At 48.1% G+C, this 17,519-nt stretch carries 18 protein-coding genes; 7 read left to right on the plus strand and 11 right to left on the minus strand.

What is annotated here, in order from left to right:
* Nucleotides 1-145: 145 nt before the first annotated feature.
* The gene (locus MJO57_RS05120) at nucleotides 146-1,204 is read left to right on the plus strand and encodes a transposase (protein WP_252017920.1); all 1,059 of its coding nucleotides are present in this window, start codon (nucleotides 146-148) and stop codon (nucleotides 1,202-1,204) included.
* A 22-nt stretch (nucleotides 1,205-1,226) separates the two neighbouring features.
* Here the strand turns inward: MJO57_RS05120 and MJO57_RS05125 are convergent, their stop codons facing one another.
* Nucleotides 1,227-1,376, minus strand: coding sequence for a hypothetical protein (locus MJO57_RS05125; protein ID WP_252023471.1), 150 nt, complete (start codon nucleotides 1,374-1,376; stop codon nucleotides 1,227-1,229).
* Between MJO57_RS05125 and MJO57_RS05130 the strand changes: the two genes are divergently transcribed.
* The 4 genes from MJO57_RS05130 to MJO57_RS05145 are packed head-to-tail and all read left to right on the plus strand — an operon-like array spanning nucleotide 1,375 to nucleotide 5,030.
* The gene (locus MJO57_RS05130; RefSeq protein ID WP_252021713.1) at nucleotides 1,375-2,040 is read left to right on the plus strand and encodes a DUF6444 domain-containing protein; all 666 of its coding nucleotides are present in this window, start codon (nucleotides 1,375-1,377) and stop codon (nucleotides 2,038-2,040) included. The two genes, MJO57_RS05125 and MJO57_RS05130, sit on opposite strands and share 2 nt — an antisense overlap.
* A gap of 36 nt (nucleotides 2,041-2,076) precedes the next feature.
* A complete protein-coding gene (locus MJO57_RS05135) occupies nucleotides 2,077-2,901 on the plus strand; it encodes a transposase (RefSeq protein ID WP_252023472.1) in 825 nt (274 codons plus the stop codon).
* Nucleotides 2,902-2,949: 48 nt separating this feature from the next.
* Nucleotides 2,950-4,464 carry an IS66 family transposase gene (locus MJO57_RS05140; RefSeq protein WP_252017330.1) on the plus strand — a complete coding sequence of 505 codons (1,515 nt, stop codon included), beginning with the start codon at nucleotides 2,950-2,952 and terminating at the stop codon, nucleotides 4,462-4,464.
* Nucleotides 4,465-4,496: 32 nt separating this feature from the next.
* The gene (locus MJO57_RS05145; protein WP_252023473.1) at nucleotides 4,497-5,030 is read left to right on the plus strand and encodes a hypothetical protein; all 534 of its coding nucleotides are present in this window, start codon (nucleotides 4,497-4,499) and stop codon (nucleotides 5,028-5,030) included.
* 112 nt (nucleotides 5,031-5,142) lie between these two features.
* Here MJO57_RS05145 and MJO57_RS05150 read toward each other — a convergent pair whose 3' ends face one another.
* Nucleotides 5,143-5,514, minus strand: coding sequence for a DUF6444 domain-containing protein (locus MJO57_RS05150; RefSeq protein WP_371924779.1), 372 nt, complete (start codon nucleotides 5,512-5,514; stop codon nucleotides 5,143-5,145).
* 73 nt (nucleotides 5,515-5,587) lie between these two features.
* Between MJO57_RS05150 and MJO57_RS05155 the strand changes: the two genes are divergently transcribed.
* A complete protein-coding gene (locus MJO57_RS05155; protein ID WP_252017470.1) occupies nucleotides 5,588-7,246 on the plus strand; it encodes a transposase in 1,659 nt (552 codons plus the stop codon).
* 156 nt (nucleotides 7,247-7,402) lie between these two features.
* The gene (locus tag MJO57_RS05160; protein WP_252023475.1) at nucleotides 7,403-7,831 is read left to right on the plus strand and encodes a hypothetical protein; all 429 of its coding nucleotides are present in this window, start codon (nucleotides 7,403-7,405) and stop codon (nucleotides 7,829-7,831) included.
* Nucleotides 7,832-7,896: 65 nt separating this feature from the next.
* Here MJO57_RS05160 and MJO57_RS05165 read toward each other — a convergent pair whose 3' ends face one another.
* The 9 genes from MJO57_RS05165 to MJO57_RS05205 all read right to left on the minus strand — a co-directional run bounded on the left by MJO57_RS05165 (nucleotide 7,897) and on the right by MJO57_RS05205 (nucleotide 17,444).
* Entirely contained in the window at nucleotides 7,897-8,112 is a 216-nt protein-coding gene (locus tag MJO57_RS05165) for a DUF3368 domain-containing protein (protein WP_252023477.1), read from the minus strand.
* Nucleotides 8,113-8,204: 92 nt separating this feature from the next.
* A complete protein-coding gene (locus MJO57_RS05170; protein ID WP_252023479.1) occupies nucleotides 8,205-8,447 on the minus strand; it encodes a hypothetical protein in 243 nt (80 codons plus the stop codon).
* Nucleotides 8,448-8,566: 119 nt separating this feature from the next.
* Nucleotides 8,567-8,803: a UPF0175 family protein gene (locus MJO57_RS05175; protein WP_252023480.1), complete on the minus strand. Its 237-nt coding sequence runs from the start codon at nucleotides 8,801-8,803 to the stop codon at nucleotides 8,567-8,569.
* A gap of 116 nt (nucleotides 8,804-8,919) precedes the next feature.
* Nucleotides 8,920-9,342 (minus strand): DUF86 domain-containing protein, encoded by a 423-nt coding sequence (locus MJO57_RS05180; RefSeq protein ID WP_252023482.1) that lies wholly within the window; start codon nucleotides 9,340-9,342, stop codon nucleotides 8,920-8,922.
* Complete coding sequence (locus MJO57_RS05185; protein WP_252023484.1) at nucleotides 9,335-9,739, minus strand: nucleotidyltransferase family protein; 405 nt, start codon at nucleotides 9,737-9,739, stop codon at nucleotides 9,335-9,337. Before MJO57_RS05185 ends, MJO57_RS05180 begins: the two co-directional genes overlap by 8 nt.
* 114 nt (nucleotides 9,740-9,853) lie before the next feature.
* Nucleotides 9,854-9,997, minus strand: a complete 144-nt coding sequence (locus MJO57_RS05190) for a DUF433 domain-containing protein (protein WP_252023486.1) — start codon at nucleotides 9,995-9,997, stop codon at nucleotides 9,854-9,856.
* 735 nt (nucleotides 9,998-10,732) lie between these two features.
* Complete coding sequence (locus tag MJO57_RS05195) at nucleotides 10,733-12,850, minus strand: alpha-galactosidase (protein WP_252023488.1); 2,118 nt, start codon at nucleotides 12,848-12,850, stop codon at nucleotides 10,733-10,735.
* Between the two features lie 90 nt (nucleotides 12,851-12,940).
* Nucleotides 12,941-14,302 (minus strand): melibiose:sodium transporter MelB, encoded by a 1,362-nt coding sequence (melB, locus tag MJO57_RS05200; protein ID WP_252023490.1) that lies wholly within the window; start codon nucleotides 14,300-14,302, stop codon nucleotides 12,941-12,943.
* Nucleotides 14,303-14,381: 79 nt separating this feature from the next.
* Nucleotides 14,382-17,444, minus strand: a complete 3,063-nt coding sequence (locus tag MJO57_RS05205) for a beta-galactosidase (RefSeq protein WP_252023492.1) — start codon at nucleotides 17,442-17,444, stop codon at nucleotides 14,382-14,384.
* Nucleotides 17,445-17,519 lie beyond the last annotated feature (75 nt).

Raw genomic sequence — 17,519 nt, forward strand, 5'->3', positions numbered from 1 at the left:
TAAAAGTTGCCTGAAAAGACAAAAAATAAATACTGTCTCAGGTTACCAACCAATAGCCACATGATGGCACTAATATTTTCCCTGGAATAGGCAAATGAATAACTCAAGTTACGCACCTTGCTGAAAATCAGCCATTATTGGTGGCATGAAAAATGATCTCATAGAACTTTATTCTGACTACCTGTTGTCGTCGTCTGGGAAGACCACTGCAACGGGAGTGTCAGAGCTTTTGGATAATGTCTACAGTCATGACCAATTCACCCGATTGCTTTCAAACAATGAGTTTACCAGTCGTGACTTATGGCTTTACGTTAAACCCGTCGTGCGACAGGTTGAGTGCAGTGATGGGGTTTTGATCTTTGACGATACGATTCAGGAAAAGCAGTTCAGCAAAGAGAATGCCCTGAACACCTGGCATTTTGATCATACAAAAAATCGCACCGTGAAAGGTATAAATCTGCTCAATGCACACTACCATGCCGGAGATGCGTCGATTCCTGTCGCCTATAAATTGATCGAGAAAACCATCCTGTACACCGACTTGAAGACAAAAAAGGTAAGACGATATGCAGAGCAAACCAAAAATGAAATGATGCGGGAGATGCTGATGATTTGCTGCCATAACCAGCTTATGTTCCGCTATGTCCTTGCAGATAGCTGGTTTTGCTCAAACGACAATATGATGTTTATTCGACACGACTGTAATAAACATTTCCTGATGGCGATGAAGTCAAACCGCAAGGTATCCCTCAGTCTGGACGACAAATTACAAGGCCGTTCACAGCGTATAGATACTGTTGATTTTTCAGAAGATAAGCCTGTACAAGGGTGGATAGCAGGTGTCGATTTCCCTGTTCTGCTATACCGTCAGGTCTTTAAAAACAAAGACGGAAGCACAGGCATTCTCTATCTGGTTTGCAGCGATCTTGACTGTGATGCCGAGACTCTCAAGGCAATCTACGAGAAACGGTGGAAAGTCGAGGTCTTCCATAAAACGCTGAAATCGAATGCGTCAATGGCCAAGTCACCGGCGCATACTGTGAGAACACAGAGTAATCATATCTTTCTTTCAATTTACTCAGCCTTCAGGTTGGAAGTATTGTCATTGAAAGTAAATCTGAATCACTTTCAGCTCAGAGCCAAAATCTATATGGCAGGGCTGAAAGCTTCGTTGGGGCAGCTGAGAGAGCTGTTAGCTGCGTAACTTCAGTGAATAACAGCAATAATTAGTTTGCAGTCATGAATGAATAAAAGTGCAGTTCTGGCAAATACTGAATGATCTCTCGTAACTGTTCAGCACCCCCACATAAATCTGGAATTTTCTGATTTTTATACCATCCTCTTAAGCACCATTTTTCCACAATATTCGCCAGCATGATTCCAGAACTACCCGCAACTATGTCGGCTGAGATTCTCTTGAAAGAGAATGCAGAGCTGCGGATGAGAGTTGCCTGTCTGGAAGAGCGATGTCGAGAATTGGAAGAAAAGGTTGGCAAGAACAGTCAAAACAGCAGCAAGCCGCCATCGTCTGATGGTTATCAAAAACCTTGTAAAAACAGTAATTCTCCAGATCATTCTGACGACCTTTCCGCAGATAAAGGTACCGATCCATCGGATGAAAAACCCAATCCTAAAAGTCTGAGACAGTCTTCTGGTAATAAAGCCGGTGGAAAGAAAGGGCATCAGGGCACTTGTCTTAAACAGGTCGATATCCCTGACTATATTGAGTACCTTCCGGTTAAAGAATGCAATAAATGTCAGGCGTCTCTTCTTGATAGTGAGCCGGTCAAATATATTGAACGACAGGTGTTTGAACCAGGGAGACCGGGTGAATTTGAAGTAACGGCCCATAGAGCTGAAGTAAAAATCTGCACTTGTGGTTGTCGGAATCAGGCTGAATTCCCGGAAGGTGTTACCGCTGCCGCACAATATGGCTCAGCCACACAGGCTATGGCCGTCTATCTTAACCAATACCATTTCCTGCCTTTTAAGCGCGTGTCAGAGTATTTTCTCGACTTTAGAGTTTTAAGAGCACAATAGTTCCGGCGCATAATCTGCTAAAAGCAACCATCCCCAATGACGAAATTCGAGATGGTTGCCATGCTCACTTCAGATCATCAAGTAATCCTCAGGGAGCTCGCTTCATATACAACCTTTCTTGCTGGAGCGCTATCATCAACTGCAGTACCAACGTTCTGCGAACTGCTGTTCGGTTGCATGCTTTCAGCCGACGGCTTTGTTACACAGGCGTTGTTAACAATTGATTTTCATTGTGTGTGGAGCAGCTACCACCACTGGCTATCTCAGGGCAAGTGGCAATGGAAGAACTTGGCACGCCACTTGATCCGTCTGGTCTGCTCCAAAGCTCCTGAGAATCAACCTGTGGTCCTGGGGCTTGATGACTGGGTAATCGAACGGTTTTCCGACAAAGCCCCTGCTTGTCGTACACATCATCAACACAGCAAGAAACGCAATCGGCCGACGTACATCTGGGGGCAGTGTTGGGTTTCCCTGGCCATCATATTTGAGCGGGCTGCAGATGAAGTATTTACTGCCATACCGGTGATCTCATTTCCGACACCAGCTTCAGGTAACACCAGCAAACTGAAAATTGCCGTGGCCATGCTCAGGGTGGTACGCAATGAAGTGAAGGATCGAGTGCTACGCCTGCTAACCGATTGCTGGTATATGAACTGGACACTGATAAAGCCAGCTCTGGAAATGAACATAGAAGTTGTTGGTCAGATACCTTCAAATCGGGCCCTCTATGCTTTGCCGCCAGCACCCACCGTAAAGAAGCGAGGGCGCCCAAAAAAGTACGGCATCAAGATGACGACAGAACAGGTTAAGAAACTGCCGGGTAACTGTTCAGCACCCCCACATAAATCTGGAATTTTCTGATTTTTATACCATCCTCTTAAGCACCATTTTTCCACAATATTCGCCAGCATGATTCCAGAACTACCCGCAACTATGTCGGCTGAGATTCTCTTGAAAGAGAATGCAGAGCTGCGGATGAGAGTTGCCTGTCTGGAAGAGCGATGTCGAGAATTGGAAGAAAAGGTTGGCAAGAACAGTCAAAACAGCAGCAAGCCGCCATCGTCTGATGGTTATCAAAAACCTTGTAAAAACAGTAATTCTCCAGATCATTCTGACGACCTTTCCGCAGATAAAGGTACCGATCCATCGGATGAAAAACCCAATCCTAAAAGTCTGAGACAGTCTTCTGGTAATAAAGCCGGTGGAAAGAAAGGGCATCAGGGCACTTGTCTTAAACAGGTCGATATCCCTGACTATATTGAGTACCTTCCGGTTAAAGAATGCAATAAATGTCAGGCGTCTCTTCTTGATAGTGAGCCGGTCAAATATATTGAACGACAGGTGTTTGAACCAGGGAGACCGGGTGAATTTGAAGTAACGGCCCATAGAGCTGAAGTAAAAATCTGCACTTGTGGTTGTCGGAATCAGGCTGAATTCCCGGAAGGTGTTACCGCTGCCGCACAATATGGCTCAGCCACACAGGCTATGGCCGTCTATCTTAACCAATACCATTTCCTGCCTTTTAAGCGCGTGTCAGAGTATTTTAATACTCTCTATAAAATGAGTGTAAGTGCAGGCACTGTCGCCAATTTTGTGGCCAGAACCTATGAAAATCTGGCTTCTACTGAAGAGGTTATTCGTGACGCCTTGCGGGAATCGTCTGTTGCCGGAGCCGATGAAACGGGTATGCGGGCCGAGGGCTCTTTGCACTGGCTACACGTTATGCGGGATGAACAATGGACGCTCTACTACTTGTCTGAAAAGCGAGGTCGTGAGGCCATGGACACGATGGGCATACTGCTAACATTTGCAGGCGTTCTGGTTCATGATCATTGGAAATCCTATTTTGCATATGCGGCAACTCACGTACTTTGCAATGCCCATCACCTGAGGGAGCTTTTGGGTGTTGTTGATAGGGACAGCAATCAACTGGCGTTGCGATTGATGAAGCTACTGAGGCTTTCCTGGCATTACTGCAAGGGCTTTAAGACCATAGGTATGCTACAGATGCCAAGTGTTGTCTGTGAACGAATCGAGAAGATTTATGACCGGTTGCTTCAGCGGGCTCTAATGAAAGAAGTCGTCTATATGGAGAAGCAACGAGAGGAGCTTAAGCGCAAGAAAGTCAAGAATACTAAAGCTTACAATCTCTTCAAACGACTCACTGAGTTCAAGGCTGAGACACTGCGCTTCATGTCAGATTTTACCATTCCCTTCGATAACAATGGCAGTGAACGGGATGTTCGAATGGCCAAGTTAAAGCAGAAAATCTCAGGCTGCTTCAGGAGTGCAGACGGTGGTTCTATGTTTGCACGGATTCGCAGCTATTTGTCGTCTGCCAGAAAACAGGGAATGGACATATATCAATCACTTCATAGAGCTGTTCGGAATTACTGTAATATGCCTTTGCTCAGTGCTGAATAGTTACACTGCCGGAAGAAAAAGCAACAGTATGGATGTACGGCAAATTTCGCAAAATACGTTATCGTACCCTGATCTGTCGCGCCAGATTCCTTAAAGGTCGTGAAGTACGCGTCGTCTGGAGTCGCTTTGAAAATGACAAAGGTCTGACCGAAAGCAGAATATTCATCTCGACCAATCCGGAACTTGAGGGACTGGAGGTGCTTCGTGCCTATTCCCGGAGATGGCCGGTAGAGCCAATGTTTCACCAACTCAAACATGCTTTTGGCTGTTGCCATTTATGGCAGCAGAAATTGCGAACACTGCTTCGATGGATGCATTTGAAAATGGCAGGCTATGCATTATTGCAGTTATTAACCGTTTGTAAAAATCAGGCATGTCTGAATATTTCTCGGATACCCTGGAGAAGCCCGGATACAACCACTGCAGGCATGATGAAAATTGCTCTTTCAGGAATTATTCCGAGGTTCTCTATTCGCAAGGGCTGGAACAGATATAAGCAAAAATATGAGTTCAATTTTCGCGATCTGATCGACCAGTTAATACCGGATAATTCAGAAGCAGCATAACTAAAGGCTTTTAGGCAAAAAACGGAAGTAATAACGAACTTGGAAAAACAGTTCACTGATTTCGGCTTGCTTCACTATAAAAAGCTGACCGAATTATCGTTTTATACAGACTCTAAAGTCGAGTATCAAGAAGAGACGCCTGACATTTATTGCATTCTTTAACCGGAAGGTACTCAATATAGTCAGGGATATCGACCTGTTTAAGACAAGTGCCCTGATGCCCTTTCTTTCCACCGGCTTTATTACCAGAAGACTGTCTCAGACTTTTAGGATTGGGTTTTTCATCCGATGGATCGGTACCTTTATCTGCGGAAAGGTCGTCAGAATGATCTGGAGAATTACTGTTTTTACAAGGTTTTTGATAACCATCAGACGATGGCGGCTTGCTGCTGTTTTGACTGTTCTTGCCAACCTTTTCTTCCAATTCTCGACATCGCTCTTCCAGACAGGCAACTCTCATCCGCAGCTCTGCATTCTCTTTCAAGAGAATCTCAGCCGTAATTTCTCAAAAAGTGCTGGAAGCAGGATAATTTCGGTCAGTCGTCTATCCTCTCACCATGGCTTTTCTAGAACACCAGCAGTTACAACCTGAAGATCTACTGAGATTCATCACTCAGCAGCAAGAGCAGATCATTCAGCTCAAAGAGCAGATAGAATTGCTTGAAGCAGAGATTCGTCGTCTAAAAAAACTGCCCGCAAAGCCTGACATCAAACCAAACACCAAACCTCCCGATGATGACACCGGCAGCCCTGATGGAGATCCATCCGCTCCTGAGGGTAACGATGGAGCCAGCCCAGACACCTCGTCAAAGCAGAAGGTTAAGAAGCCCAACGAGAAAACCAGAAAGCAGCGTAAACAGCCCCGAAAGCCATCGGCGGAAAAATCCATACCCATTGCTGCCACTGATGTTCCGGAGGGATCAATCAGGAATGGAACCACCCCTTTTCATGTTCAGGAACTGACAATACAAACATCCAGTATTGAATATCTTTTAGAGCAATGGGTGACACCCGATGGACAAACCATTACGGCCAAACCGCCAGCCAGCCTTCATGGACATCATTACGGGCCAATGCTGCAGGCCTACGTTCTGCACCAGTATCATGGTTGCTCCGTTACCCAGCCAGAACTGCTGGACTGGCTATGGGACATTGGAATCTCTATTTCCAGCGGGGAACTCAGCCAGCTTCTGACGAAAGGACACGAGCAGTTCCATGCTGAGAAAGATGAGCTGTTGACTACAGGTATTCGCTGTTCAAGTTATATCCAGACAGACGACACGGGAACAAGGCATAAGGGGAAGAACGGTTACTGCACCATCATCAATAACGAGTCCTTTGCCTGGTTCGAGAGCACAGACAGCAAAAGCCGGGAAAATTTCGTAAGCCTACTGCACCGCCCATGGTCAACTTACACGTTCACCGACGATGCCTTGATCTATCTGGAAAAACTGGATTACCCCAAAAAGTGGCTACGCGTTCTTAATCCATACAGAGGCGTCACCTTCCTGAGCCATGAAGCCTGGGAAGAATGTATGAAAGACCTGAGACTAACTGGTAGACGGCGCCAGCAGGCCAGTGAAGCCATGATTTATGGCAGCCTGATACAGCATGGAGCAGGACATCTTACCACCTTCAGTGATGGGGCAAGGCAGTTCGACGTTTTCAAACACAGCCAGTGCTGGATACATGCAGAGCGAGGGCTGGCAAAAGTTCATCCGGTCAATGATCAGCAGGCCATGGCTCAGAAATGGCTTCGGACATGGTTCTGGGCCATTTACGATGACCTTAAAGACTTCAAGACAGAGCCAACTGAAAAAAAGGCAATAAAAGTACGACAGGGGTTCCAGGCGCTGATCCAAACCCAAACGTGCAGTGGGCTTCTTCAGGATGCTCTGTCAGGGTTGGCTGTAATCAAGGAAGAGCTATTACTGGTTCTGGATGACCCGAGCTTACCGCTGCACAACAACCTGAGCGAGAGTCAGATACGAGAATATGTTAAACGACGAAAGATCAGTAGTGGGACGCGAAGCGATTTGGGGCGGCAATGTCGCGACACCTTTGCCAGCCTGAAAAAAACGTGTCGCCTGTATGGTCTCTCTTTTTGGGATTATCTGAAAAGCCGACTAATGGGCGATGGGTTATTTCCGAGATTGAGTAACCTGATTGAGGAGGCTTCACGTCATCTTCCGTGTGGTGCTGCCAGCAGTTTTTGAGAAATTACTCTCAGCCGACATAGTTGCGGGTAGTTCTGGAATCATGCTGGCGAATATTGTGGAAAAATGGTGCTTAAGAGGATGGTATAAAAATCAGAAAATTCCAGATTTATGTGGGGGTGCTGAACAGTTACAAAATCCTTATCTTTACTGACAATGGCAAGCCCACAGCTGCGTTATTTTGCCAGAGACCGTGATGAAGCGATTCTCCGTTTTGCCCGGTTTGTTGCCGAGGGCGTTGGCGTTAATATCTGGGAGCATCTTAAACAGCAGATCTATCTGGGCGACGATAATTTCATCAATGAACAGTTGGCCTATAAACCCAAAGGGAAGGCTGCTCTCTCTGAAGTGCCCCATAAGCAGAGGCGGAAAACAGCACCACCACTGAGCTACTTTCTGGCATCAGCCAATCATCGTGATGAGGCTATTATTTCTGCTTATCAATCGGGTGGCTATAGCCTTACCGAGATCGCTGATTATGTTGGCCTGCACTATACAACCGTCAGCCGGATAGTGCGTAAACCCATTGGTGACGTCCTAAAAAAAACTATAGGTAAAAGGCTGATTGCCACTGTTTTGTGTTGAATTTCTGGTGATTATTGAAAGCAATAAATGCCATTTCGGGTCCAGACCAAGGGCAGGAGCAACAGCTACTCACCTGCCTTTTTAAGCAGTTGGGCAATGAGTGCTTTTGAATATCGGTAATTATGCAGTTGCAACTTTTCAACGACACTTTTTACCGATGGAATAACACCCGTTTTTTTAGCTTTCAGCAGCACTGCCAGGTTACCGGTAACCGGAATGTCAAGACTTCTGACTGTTGAGCGACCAGACTTTTCATCAATCAGTAAAACAGACTGATACATCAGGGCCAGGAGCCTGTCCGAGAATAGCGCCCGTAGCGAGGATGGCAGAAGATTGAGGATAAAAATTTCGTTTTGTGAGGTGAATAGCGGGGCTATTTGCCGAACAAAACGGAATTTTTAGACCAATTTGCTGCCACCGCAGTAGGGCAGTCTATTCTCGGACAGGCTCCTAGCTTAATGGCTTGAGCCTCCCCGGGATCAAGCAAACGACTCAAACTCCTGATCATCTCATCGGTTTCAGGAATATCCGGGTGCACATGGATGACTCCTTCTTTGGCTGACTTTTGTATCTCAGCAAAACCCGGAGCACCCTCTTTTGCCAGACATTCATTCAACACCTGTTGAGGTACCCACACTTCACCGCACAGGTCAGACAAATGGATAAACAAACCTGAATATCGCCAGTGCAATTAATGGGCTGCTATCGGCAATGATCTGTGCAGTGCCTGAGGGCTTATCTGAGGTTTTCAAGGTCACTGTCCAGATCCTCAGGGTCATGATGAACGACAGGAATACCCTGTGTCCCCAGCATCTGGATAAAATCAGCAAGGGAAAGACGGGCTATCCTGGCTCCTTTATCAAGAGTTACCACGTCATTTCGAAATAAATGAATGGCCAGATTGAGCGCTACTCCCTGCTCCAGCAGTTCTTCTGTAAACACCATGCCCTGAATAAAGACTGTGCCAATCACCGTTCGACCGTGCATCCTGTGCCGAGCCGAAGGGCGCTCAGGGTGAACGGAGATAGTACATATCAAACTCATCGAAATGATGTACCAGTGCAAAAACCGGGGTCATATATGGTCTTTCATTGTCCATCATTATTAAAACTGCACATAACTTCCTCTGCGAACCCGTTAATTTCATCAACATGGTTTTCTATAACAGATTTGAGAATAGCTATGTTCAATTTTTGGTACTCATGGACAGCTATATTCCTGAACCCCACCATTTTTATCATACTGACTGTGAGTGGGGCTGATACCAGTCCATGATCGTTTAGTAGCTGGAAAGATTCTCTGGCATTCTGGGGGATTCCCAATTTTTTCAGTTTGATAACGTAGTTCGCCATATCCTGGGCGGCCTGGCACGCTCTCTGAATATTCAGAATTATAGAATCCTGCTGAGTGTAATTTGTGGCCAGTTCCGACTCATGACCTTTGTATTCTTCATTAATACGGGCAATACAACGCTGAATGATTGAGTATTTGTTAAGAATAATGTCATTCATTACGCAGCCTTCTTTTTAAGTCGTCCAGGATTTCCCGTCTATCGTATTGTAGTTGCTGGTACAACGACATAACCTGGAGTTCGAATAAGTCACAAGTCAGGGTATCTTGCTGCCACAGCCAGAGTCCTGTGTTGATCACTTCATGCTGTAGTACAGTGGTTGCTGCGCGTAAATCTATCAGGTCAATATTGGTATTCACCTGGCTGGCTAGTGTCTGGGCGTTTTCCCATAGTTCAACCGGGTCAGCCATACCATCAATCAAAATACCCAAGTCTATGTCACTTTCTTTATTGGCTGTGCCGTTGGCATGGCTCCCAAAGAGCAGTATACCTTGTAACAAGTCACCATAAGCTTGCCTGAGAAATGATACGATGACTGCCTTGCACAGTGGTTCCATTGGTGTGATATTAGCTCTATCGGTAATGATTCAGGCAGCGTAACTTTTTTGCCGGGTTTTTCCAAGAGATATCGGGATCAGGGCGAGGGGAAAGGTTTTCATCCAACAGCAGCATCAGGCTGCACCATCAATACTGTTTGCTGCAAAGAGCAAGGCTGCCTTGATCTCTATTGCTTTCAGGTTGGGGTGTTCGCCCAGAATTTCTTCATTACTCATGCCTTCAGCCAGAAAAAACGGGTCAGGTCTTTCATCGTGCATAATTGATTTATTGGATGTTCTGGAAATGAATGCATTTGATTTAATGAACAGCACCGGGCCAACACCAACACTTTCCTGAAAGCAACGCTACCGCCCACCACCTTTTCGCACCATGTTGGAACAGCGAGCCGTTAGCTTATAGAGGTCATGCGACAGCAGACTGCCAGACATAAACCTGCAGACCTTCCTCCAGGAAGGCTAATGGTATTGGTTTTAGCCTGCCTTTTTCAAATCCATGCACAATCAATGCAGTACATTATAAACGATATTGCAATAAGAACAATCCCTTGTTATAGCTTTTTATTTTTAAGTATTTTTCGCGCAAATAGTGACCAGACGCGAATGAAAGCTACTCATTTCGCGTAGTCTTTATGGCTTTAATGGAATATTTTTTCAGCCCCGCGGCGGCAACAGGGATTCTTTCGACCACGGAGACCATAAAGAGTGAATCAGGTAGAACCTCACGCTTCAGGGTCTTTATGCGAAATACTTGCGGTTGATGTCCTGAATCTTGGCCTCAGCTATCTTCTTTGGGGTATTTAGCGAAACAACCAGAATAAATTTCATATGGTTAGCTACTTACGCCTCGTTCCCACGCTCCGGAGGGTGTCGCAAAATCCTCGTTCCCACGCAGAGCGTGGGAACGAGATGTCCGGAGTGTTCGGAGGGTTTTGCGACAACCTCTCCGCGTGGGAACGAGATGTCCGGAGTGTCCGCAGGGTTTTGCGACAACCTCTAAACCTGGGAAATCTGAATGAGCAGGGCACTTTCTGGCTGCATGACTGGCATCATCAAACCTACTTGCTCCAGTAAGGCGGCACTCATTATGGCAGGCTCGGTCATCCAGGGTGGGCACTGTTTCATATAAATATTGGAAGAACTGTTTTCCAATACCCGTACTTTGTAGTCTTTTGTCTGGTTCAGACCGGGAATCGGCAATGGTGCTGACATTGCATATTCCGGCATATCCATCTGGGCAAACATCACCACCGCTTCCCGCTGGTCAAGGCTGACTACGCCCCAAGCTTGGGATTCCCTGTGCGCCGTGTCATACCGGAAGAAATCCCCTGTATACAACAACTGACGTAAGGATTTGTACAGCGAAATGTACCTGGCAAAACCGCGCTTCTCTTCTTCACAAGCCCTTACCGGGTCCAGTTCAACCCCCATATGGCCAAATAGGGCAGTTATACCTCGGAAGTCGGCATTGTGCTGGCGCCCGGTGGTATGACACAGTTTTGCCCCAATATGCGCACCGGTAATTTCCAGTGGAAAGAAGTAGCTGGCGCCGCGCTGGATGGTTTGCCGTTCAAGGGCATCGTTACAGTCGGAGGCCCAGAATCGCTGGGTGCGCTTGAGAATTTCAAAGTCCACACGGCCTCCGCCGCCGGAGCAGGTTTCAATTTCTACCATCGGGTGTCGCCTGCGCACCTCATCCACCAGACGGTAATATGCCTCAACATGACCATGAAAAGCTGCACGACAGTTGTTGGTTGGTTGCACCAGCTCCCGGTTCATATCCCACTTGATATAACGGATATCGTACCCGGTCAGCATGTTGTCCAAACGATCCAGCACATAATCGAACGCTTCCGGTATTTGCAGGTTCAGCACATATTGGTTGCGAATGGTGACCTGTTCGTAGCCTTCGGTGTGCAGCATCCATTCAGGATGGGCGCGGTAAAGATCGGAATCCGGGCTGATCATTTCCGGCTCAAACCAGAGTCCGAACTCCATACCGTGCTCTTTGACACAATTAATGATGGGTTGCAGGCCATTCGGGTATTTTTTTTCATCCAGATACCAGTCACCCAGAGCAGCTTTATCATCGTTGCGGCTCCGGAACCAGCCATCGTCAATGATAAAGCGTTCTACACCAATCTCAGCAGAAGAGCGCACCATCTTCATAATGTACTCAGGATCGTGGTTAAAATAGATGCCTTCCCACGTATTCAGATGCACCGGGCGTACCTTTTGTGGTTCCGGGAAACGAACAATTTCATTGCGCACATGGCGATGGAAGTTCTGACTGATACCATTGAGTCCTTTATTACTGTAGGTGCTATATAGCGTCGGGGTACGATAGGACTCGCCGGGAATCAGTTCCACTTCACCAGGCATCAACAGTTCACCGGCCTGAAGATAACGACGACCGTCGCTCATTGCCTCGGCGTGGAAACGGTGATTGGCACTCCAGGCCAGATGAAAGCCATACACTTTACCAGCGGTTTCACTGAAGTTTGCCTGACCAATCATAATGCCGGGAAAGTGTTCATGGGATGTACGACCACGGCGGTTCTCCAGAATAAAGCCGCTACGATCCAGTTTCTTCCGCTCAGTCTGGAATTCATGGGTCCAGCGACCATGGAAGTACATAATCTCCCTGGCTATGGTTGGCAATAACAGTGTGTTGGTCAACTTATGCAGCTGATAATTACTGTTGCCTTCGTTGGTCAACTCAAGGTGGGTCGACAGAACATGGGACTTCAGGTTCAGGGATAGATGAATATCCAGTTTCAGTGCTGCCAGCCGGTCACGGCACAGAAAAGAGACCTGCTGTCCATTCAGCACGGTTTCTTCCAGTGTGAATTCCGGCGACCAGTTATCACCATTTCGACAGCCTTCCAGTCCCGGTGCTGTAAAGAGACCGCGGGCATGTTCCGGACAAAGGGATACGACAGTGTCTGTATCAATACGGGCCTGAGGCACCGGATGATGGTTGGCGGCAAAGAAGGTATCCAGATCGGTTCCTTCCGGTAAGCGTTTACCCCAGTAAAGCATCTCAGGGAGCGTCTTATCCGCTTTGATGACCAGACTGGTGGTCTCGGTATGCAAATGAAGTAGTTTATTCATGGCAACCTATGTTTCAGGAGCAGTGTAATATAGATAAAAGCCACATACCCTGAATTCAGGGCATGTGTGGTAATAGAGCAACAGGGAGTATCAGGCAGGGTTCAGGACAAGGCTATATTCCTGACTGAGCCGATCGTCCAAACGATAGGTTTTCTTGTAGATCACCGCACTGAGTATCACCAATACCGCAGGAATCAGGATCATCAGCACCTTCAGGCCGGTAATGGTGTCCGGTGACTGCACCTCGTTAGGTACATAACCAATCAGTGTCAGGCCAAAGCCAATCAGAAACCCGGCCATGGCACCGGCACCTTTCACCAGCATGGTCTGGACGGAGAAAATAATGCTTTCACTGCGCAGGCCGGTTTTCTTCTCCCCATAATCCACCACGTCTGCCAGCATTACCGTGGACAGACCATTAAACAGGCCGTTACCAAACTTCAGGGCAGCACCGGCCATACCGACCAGCACAGTGCTTTCAGGTGCAATAACACTGGAGCCGAACAATACGAGGCTGCATATAATCGGGAATCCGCAAGCCAGTGGCCACATAAAACGACGGTCAACGACTTTGGCAATCCACGGGAACAGGAAGATACCGGAGAACTCGGCAATACCAGCCACCAGGGAAAACATCGGGAACAGTTCGGCCTTACCGATGGCGTAGGTAAAGTAATAAATGGCAAAACCGCCAATCAGCTGAATGGCAATATTAAACGACAAGACAAAACCAATCAGGGATTTGAGTTGATCGTTGTTACCAATAATGCTCCTGACGTCTGCAACACCGAATTTTTCGCCAGAAATTTTTGTTTCCACCTTTTCCCTGACCTGGAAGAAGGTAATCAGGGCGCTGGCAATAAAGGAGATAATGATACCGATACACAGGTAGAAGAAACCGCTGCCGTTATTTCCATCGCCCAACAGGCCAATGGCATGGAGACCATAGGTTCCCATGACCGTCCACGCAATGCTGGCAAAAATACGAGGCCAGACCACAAGGTGTTCACGCTCCTCACGCTTCGAGGAAAGTGACGGAATCATGGACCAGTAGGGAATATCCATGATGGTGTACGTTACCCCCCAGAGAATATAGGTGATTGCAGCGTAAACGTAAGCGGCCATACCGGCAAAGTTGTGGGCACTGAATACCATCAGCAGAACAACTGAATTCGCCGCTGTACCGATCAGTATCCATGGGCGGAACTTACCGAACCGGGAGCGGGTATTATCGACAATCATCCCCATCATCGGATCAGTGAACGCATCGATAATTCTGGCCACCAGGAACAGCCCACCGACAAAAGCCGCAGACAGACCGACAACGTCGGTATAGTAATACATCAAAAAGATGTAAATGATCGAGCAGGCAAAGTCTTTGCCCAAGGCTCCAAGTCCATAGGACGCTTTGGTCTTCAGCGTAATGTGCTGACTATCGGTTTGTGCATTCATATCGGCTACTTCTACTAGTTGTTATGATAAAACCGGACGGCCGGGTAGCACCCAGCCGACATCAATGACAAACAAATGATTAAGACAGGGCAAACTGCCAACGGTATTCACCATTGGCTAGCAGATATTCCGGCCGCACACTCGGAGTCCAGGAATCGTCGCCACCAATACCCATATGAAAGCCATCCAGATAGACGTAAACACCCTCACCGGTTTCCAGCTCGTTGGTATGGGTTGCTTTGGCCAGGGCTTGCTGACCGTAGCGACTGACACTGAAGTGAAACTGTCCGGAAATATTGGCTGAACCAATATTCAGATGCCGTGTATCACAGCGCAGACCATTTTCACTTGGGAAGATATACGGCGTGTGCATATTTTCCATATTTAACGACCATCGACCAATATCCGCACTGCGACAGCGATCCGGATAGTTTTCGTGAGGGCCACGGCCAAACCAGCTGACCACCTCCGGTTGTTCCTGCAGTTGCAGGCATGCACCGATGCGAGGCATTGGCGGCATGTCGCCATCAATCATCACCTCAACGGCAATATTCAACTCGCCAGCGGCGCTGAAGCGGTACGTCCAGATACTGCGAATCACTGTCTGCTCAGGGCGTTCCGGATGGGCGTAACCCTGGTGTGCCACTATCATGCCCTGCTCTGTGTCACATTCAACTAAAAGACAGCGATGTTGCAGGTTCGAGAGGCCAGCTTTTTCCCAGCGGGGCATCCAGGCGTTTGGATCCGGACGGTCCACTTCACTGACACCAATATCGTTATCCAGTGGCGCTCGGAAAAAGTTATCCGTCAGCGGTGCCAGCAGTTGCTCATTACCAGCTTTCAGCCAGCTCACCAGTTGTCCGCTGCGTCGGTCAATACTCCAGCGATTACTGCCAGCCGAGACTGAGAAGTGCCTGTCTGACTCGATAATGCTGGCTACTTTCTGAAGGCGAGGTGCAGCCGTTTGAGCAGAAAGAGAAGGTTTCAGCATGAATTGATAGCGTGCGACCTCATGACCAGCTTCAGACCAGTTGGTCGCTTTCGGCTGGATAATGGCCAGGTTCAGTCGGGGTTGTTTACCGGACATGACCAGCAACTGTTCAGACAGGGTCAGCAGGTCGGTCGCGCCCGGTGCAATGGCCAGGGTGATTTCTCCGCCAGTCAGAACCCTGTCATCACCCATTACCTGCCACAGCAACTGATGGTTATCGGTCGAGGTAAAACAGGCTTCACTGGTCACTTTGATGGCTAATGGCTGAGTCGACACTAGCTCAAAGGTGAACGGTTGCTGTACCCGTTTTGCTTCAAACAGTGCCGGGTGTGGGGTTTTGTCCGGAAAAACCAGGCCATTAATGCAGAACTGACGGTCATTGATGACATCCCCAAAGTCGCCACCATATGCCCAGAAGTGTTGACCGTTGTCGTCAAATTTATCCAGTCCCTGATCTACCCAATCCCAGATAAAACCGCCCTGCAAACGGGGGTGGGTTCTGAATGCATCCCAGTACTCCCCAAAGCCACCCAGGCTATTGCCCATAGCGTGGGCATACTCGCAGAGAATAATCGGACGGGTTTCGTTGGGCATACCGATCCATTTGGTCAGTGCCCACTTATTCTTACCCAGGAACTGCTGTGGCTGATCCTGATGGGTTCGTCCGTACATCGGGCAGATAATATCCGTTGCCGGTGTGTCGGAGCAGCCACCTTCATACTGCACCGGACGGGATGGGTCTGTCCGTTTGGTCCACTGGTACATGGCGTCGTGGGCCGCTCCGTGGCCAGATTCATTGCCAAGGGACCAAATGATGATGGACGGGTGGTTAAAGTCCCGGCTCACCATGCGCATCATACGTTCAAGGAAAGCGTTGGCCCACAACGGGTCATCTGCCAGCTTGCGCATCGGGATCATGCCATGGGTTTCGATATTGGCCTCATCCACCACGTACAGCCCCAGGCGATCACAAAGCTGATAGAACGCAGGTTGATGCGGGTAGTGTGAGCAGCGCACCGCATTGAAGTTGTGCTGCTTCATCAGTATCAGATGTTGACGAAGATCCTCTGCGGTTTCAAAGTGCCCGGTTGTCGGGTTGTGCTCATGCTTGTTAACACCCCGAATCATCAGCGGCTTGCCGTTCAACTGCAGCTGACCATCCCTGATTTCTACCTTACGGAAACCAACGTCGTATGCTTCACTTTCAAGATCCATACCGGTCTGCGAATCGAACAGCATGACCGTCAAACGATAAAGGTTTGGCGCTTCAGCACTCCATTTAGCTGGATTGCTGACCGTCATATTGATGAACGTACGATTATCGTATCCACCGCGCTCATCCATCGGTGCTGTGCCAATGGCAGATGTGGTGCTGGCTACCACGTCGTCGCCAGAGTACAGAGTGCTACGAATCTTCAACCCCGCAGCATTTTCGGTATCAACCACGATGCTCAGAGTGCCATGCTCATAACGATCATCCAGCCCCGGAGTAATGCGGACGTCACTCAACCGGTGTGCAGGCTTATTCAGGAGACGTACGGAGCGATAGATACCGCTCAGCCACCACATATCCTGATCCTCCATGTAACTGCCATCGGACCAGCGCAACACCATAACACACAGTTTATTGTTGCCAGTGTGCAGGTAAGGGGTCAGGTCAAACTCGGCAGCCAGTCGGCTGTCCTGCGAATAACCTGCGGGTTGACCATTACACCAAAGATAAAAAGCACTGTTGACGCCATCAAAAATCACCCGTGTCTGACTGTCGTCTGACCATTCGGACGGCAGGGTAAACACAGTTGAGTAACAGCCGGTAGGGTTTTCCGCCGGGACATAAGGGGGATTGCAGACAAATGGATATTTAACGTTGGTATAAATCGGCCGGTCATGGCCATGCAATTGCCAGTTAGCGGGAACCGGGATGGTTTGTGCCGGATCGGAGCCATCCCGTGCAAACGTTTCAGGCACCAGTTCCGGCCTATCATAGAGCGCAAATGCCCAGTCGCCGTCCAGACTCAACACCGATGAGCTCAACGTCTCATATCGTGCATCTGTTTCACTGCGCCAGCTGCTCATGGGCGTGTGCGCTGGCAACCGGTTTCGTGAGTTGATTTGCGGGCTTTCCCAGTCACGTTGCATGGAATTGTTCATCAATTACCTGTTACTACTGTCTTTTTTCCGGAGTTACAGAACATTTCATCGTTGGAGAAAACACGGACGAGAGTT

The organism is Endozoicomonas sp. SCSIO W0465 (assembly GCF_023716865.1).
Taxonomy (GTDB): Bacteria; Pseudomonadota; Gammaproteobacteria; order Pseudomonadales; family Endozoicomonadaceae; genus Endozoicomonas.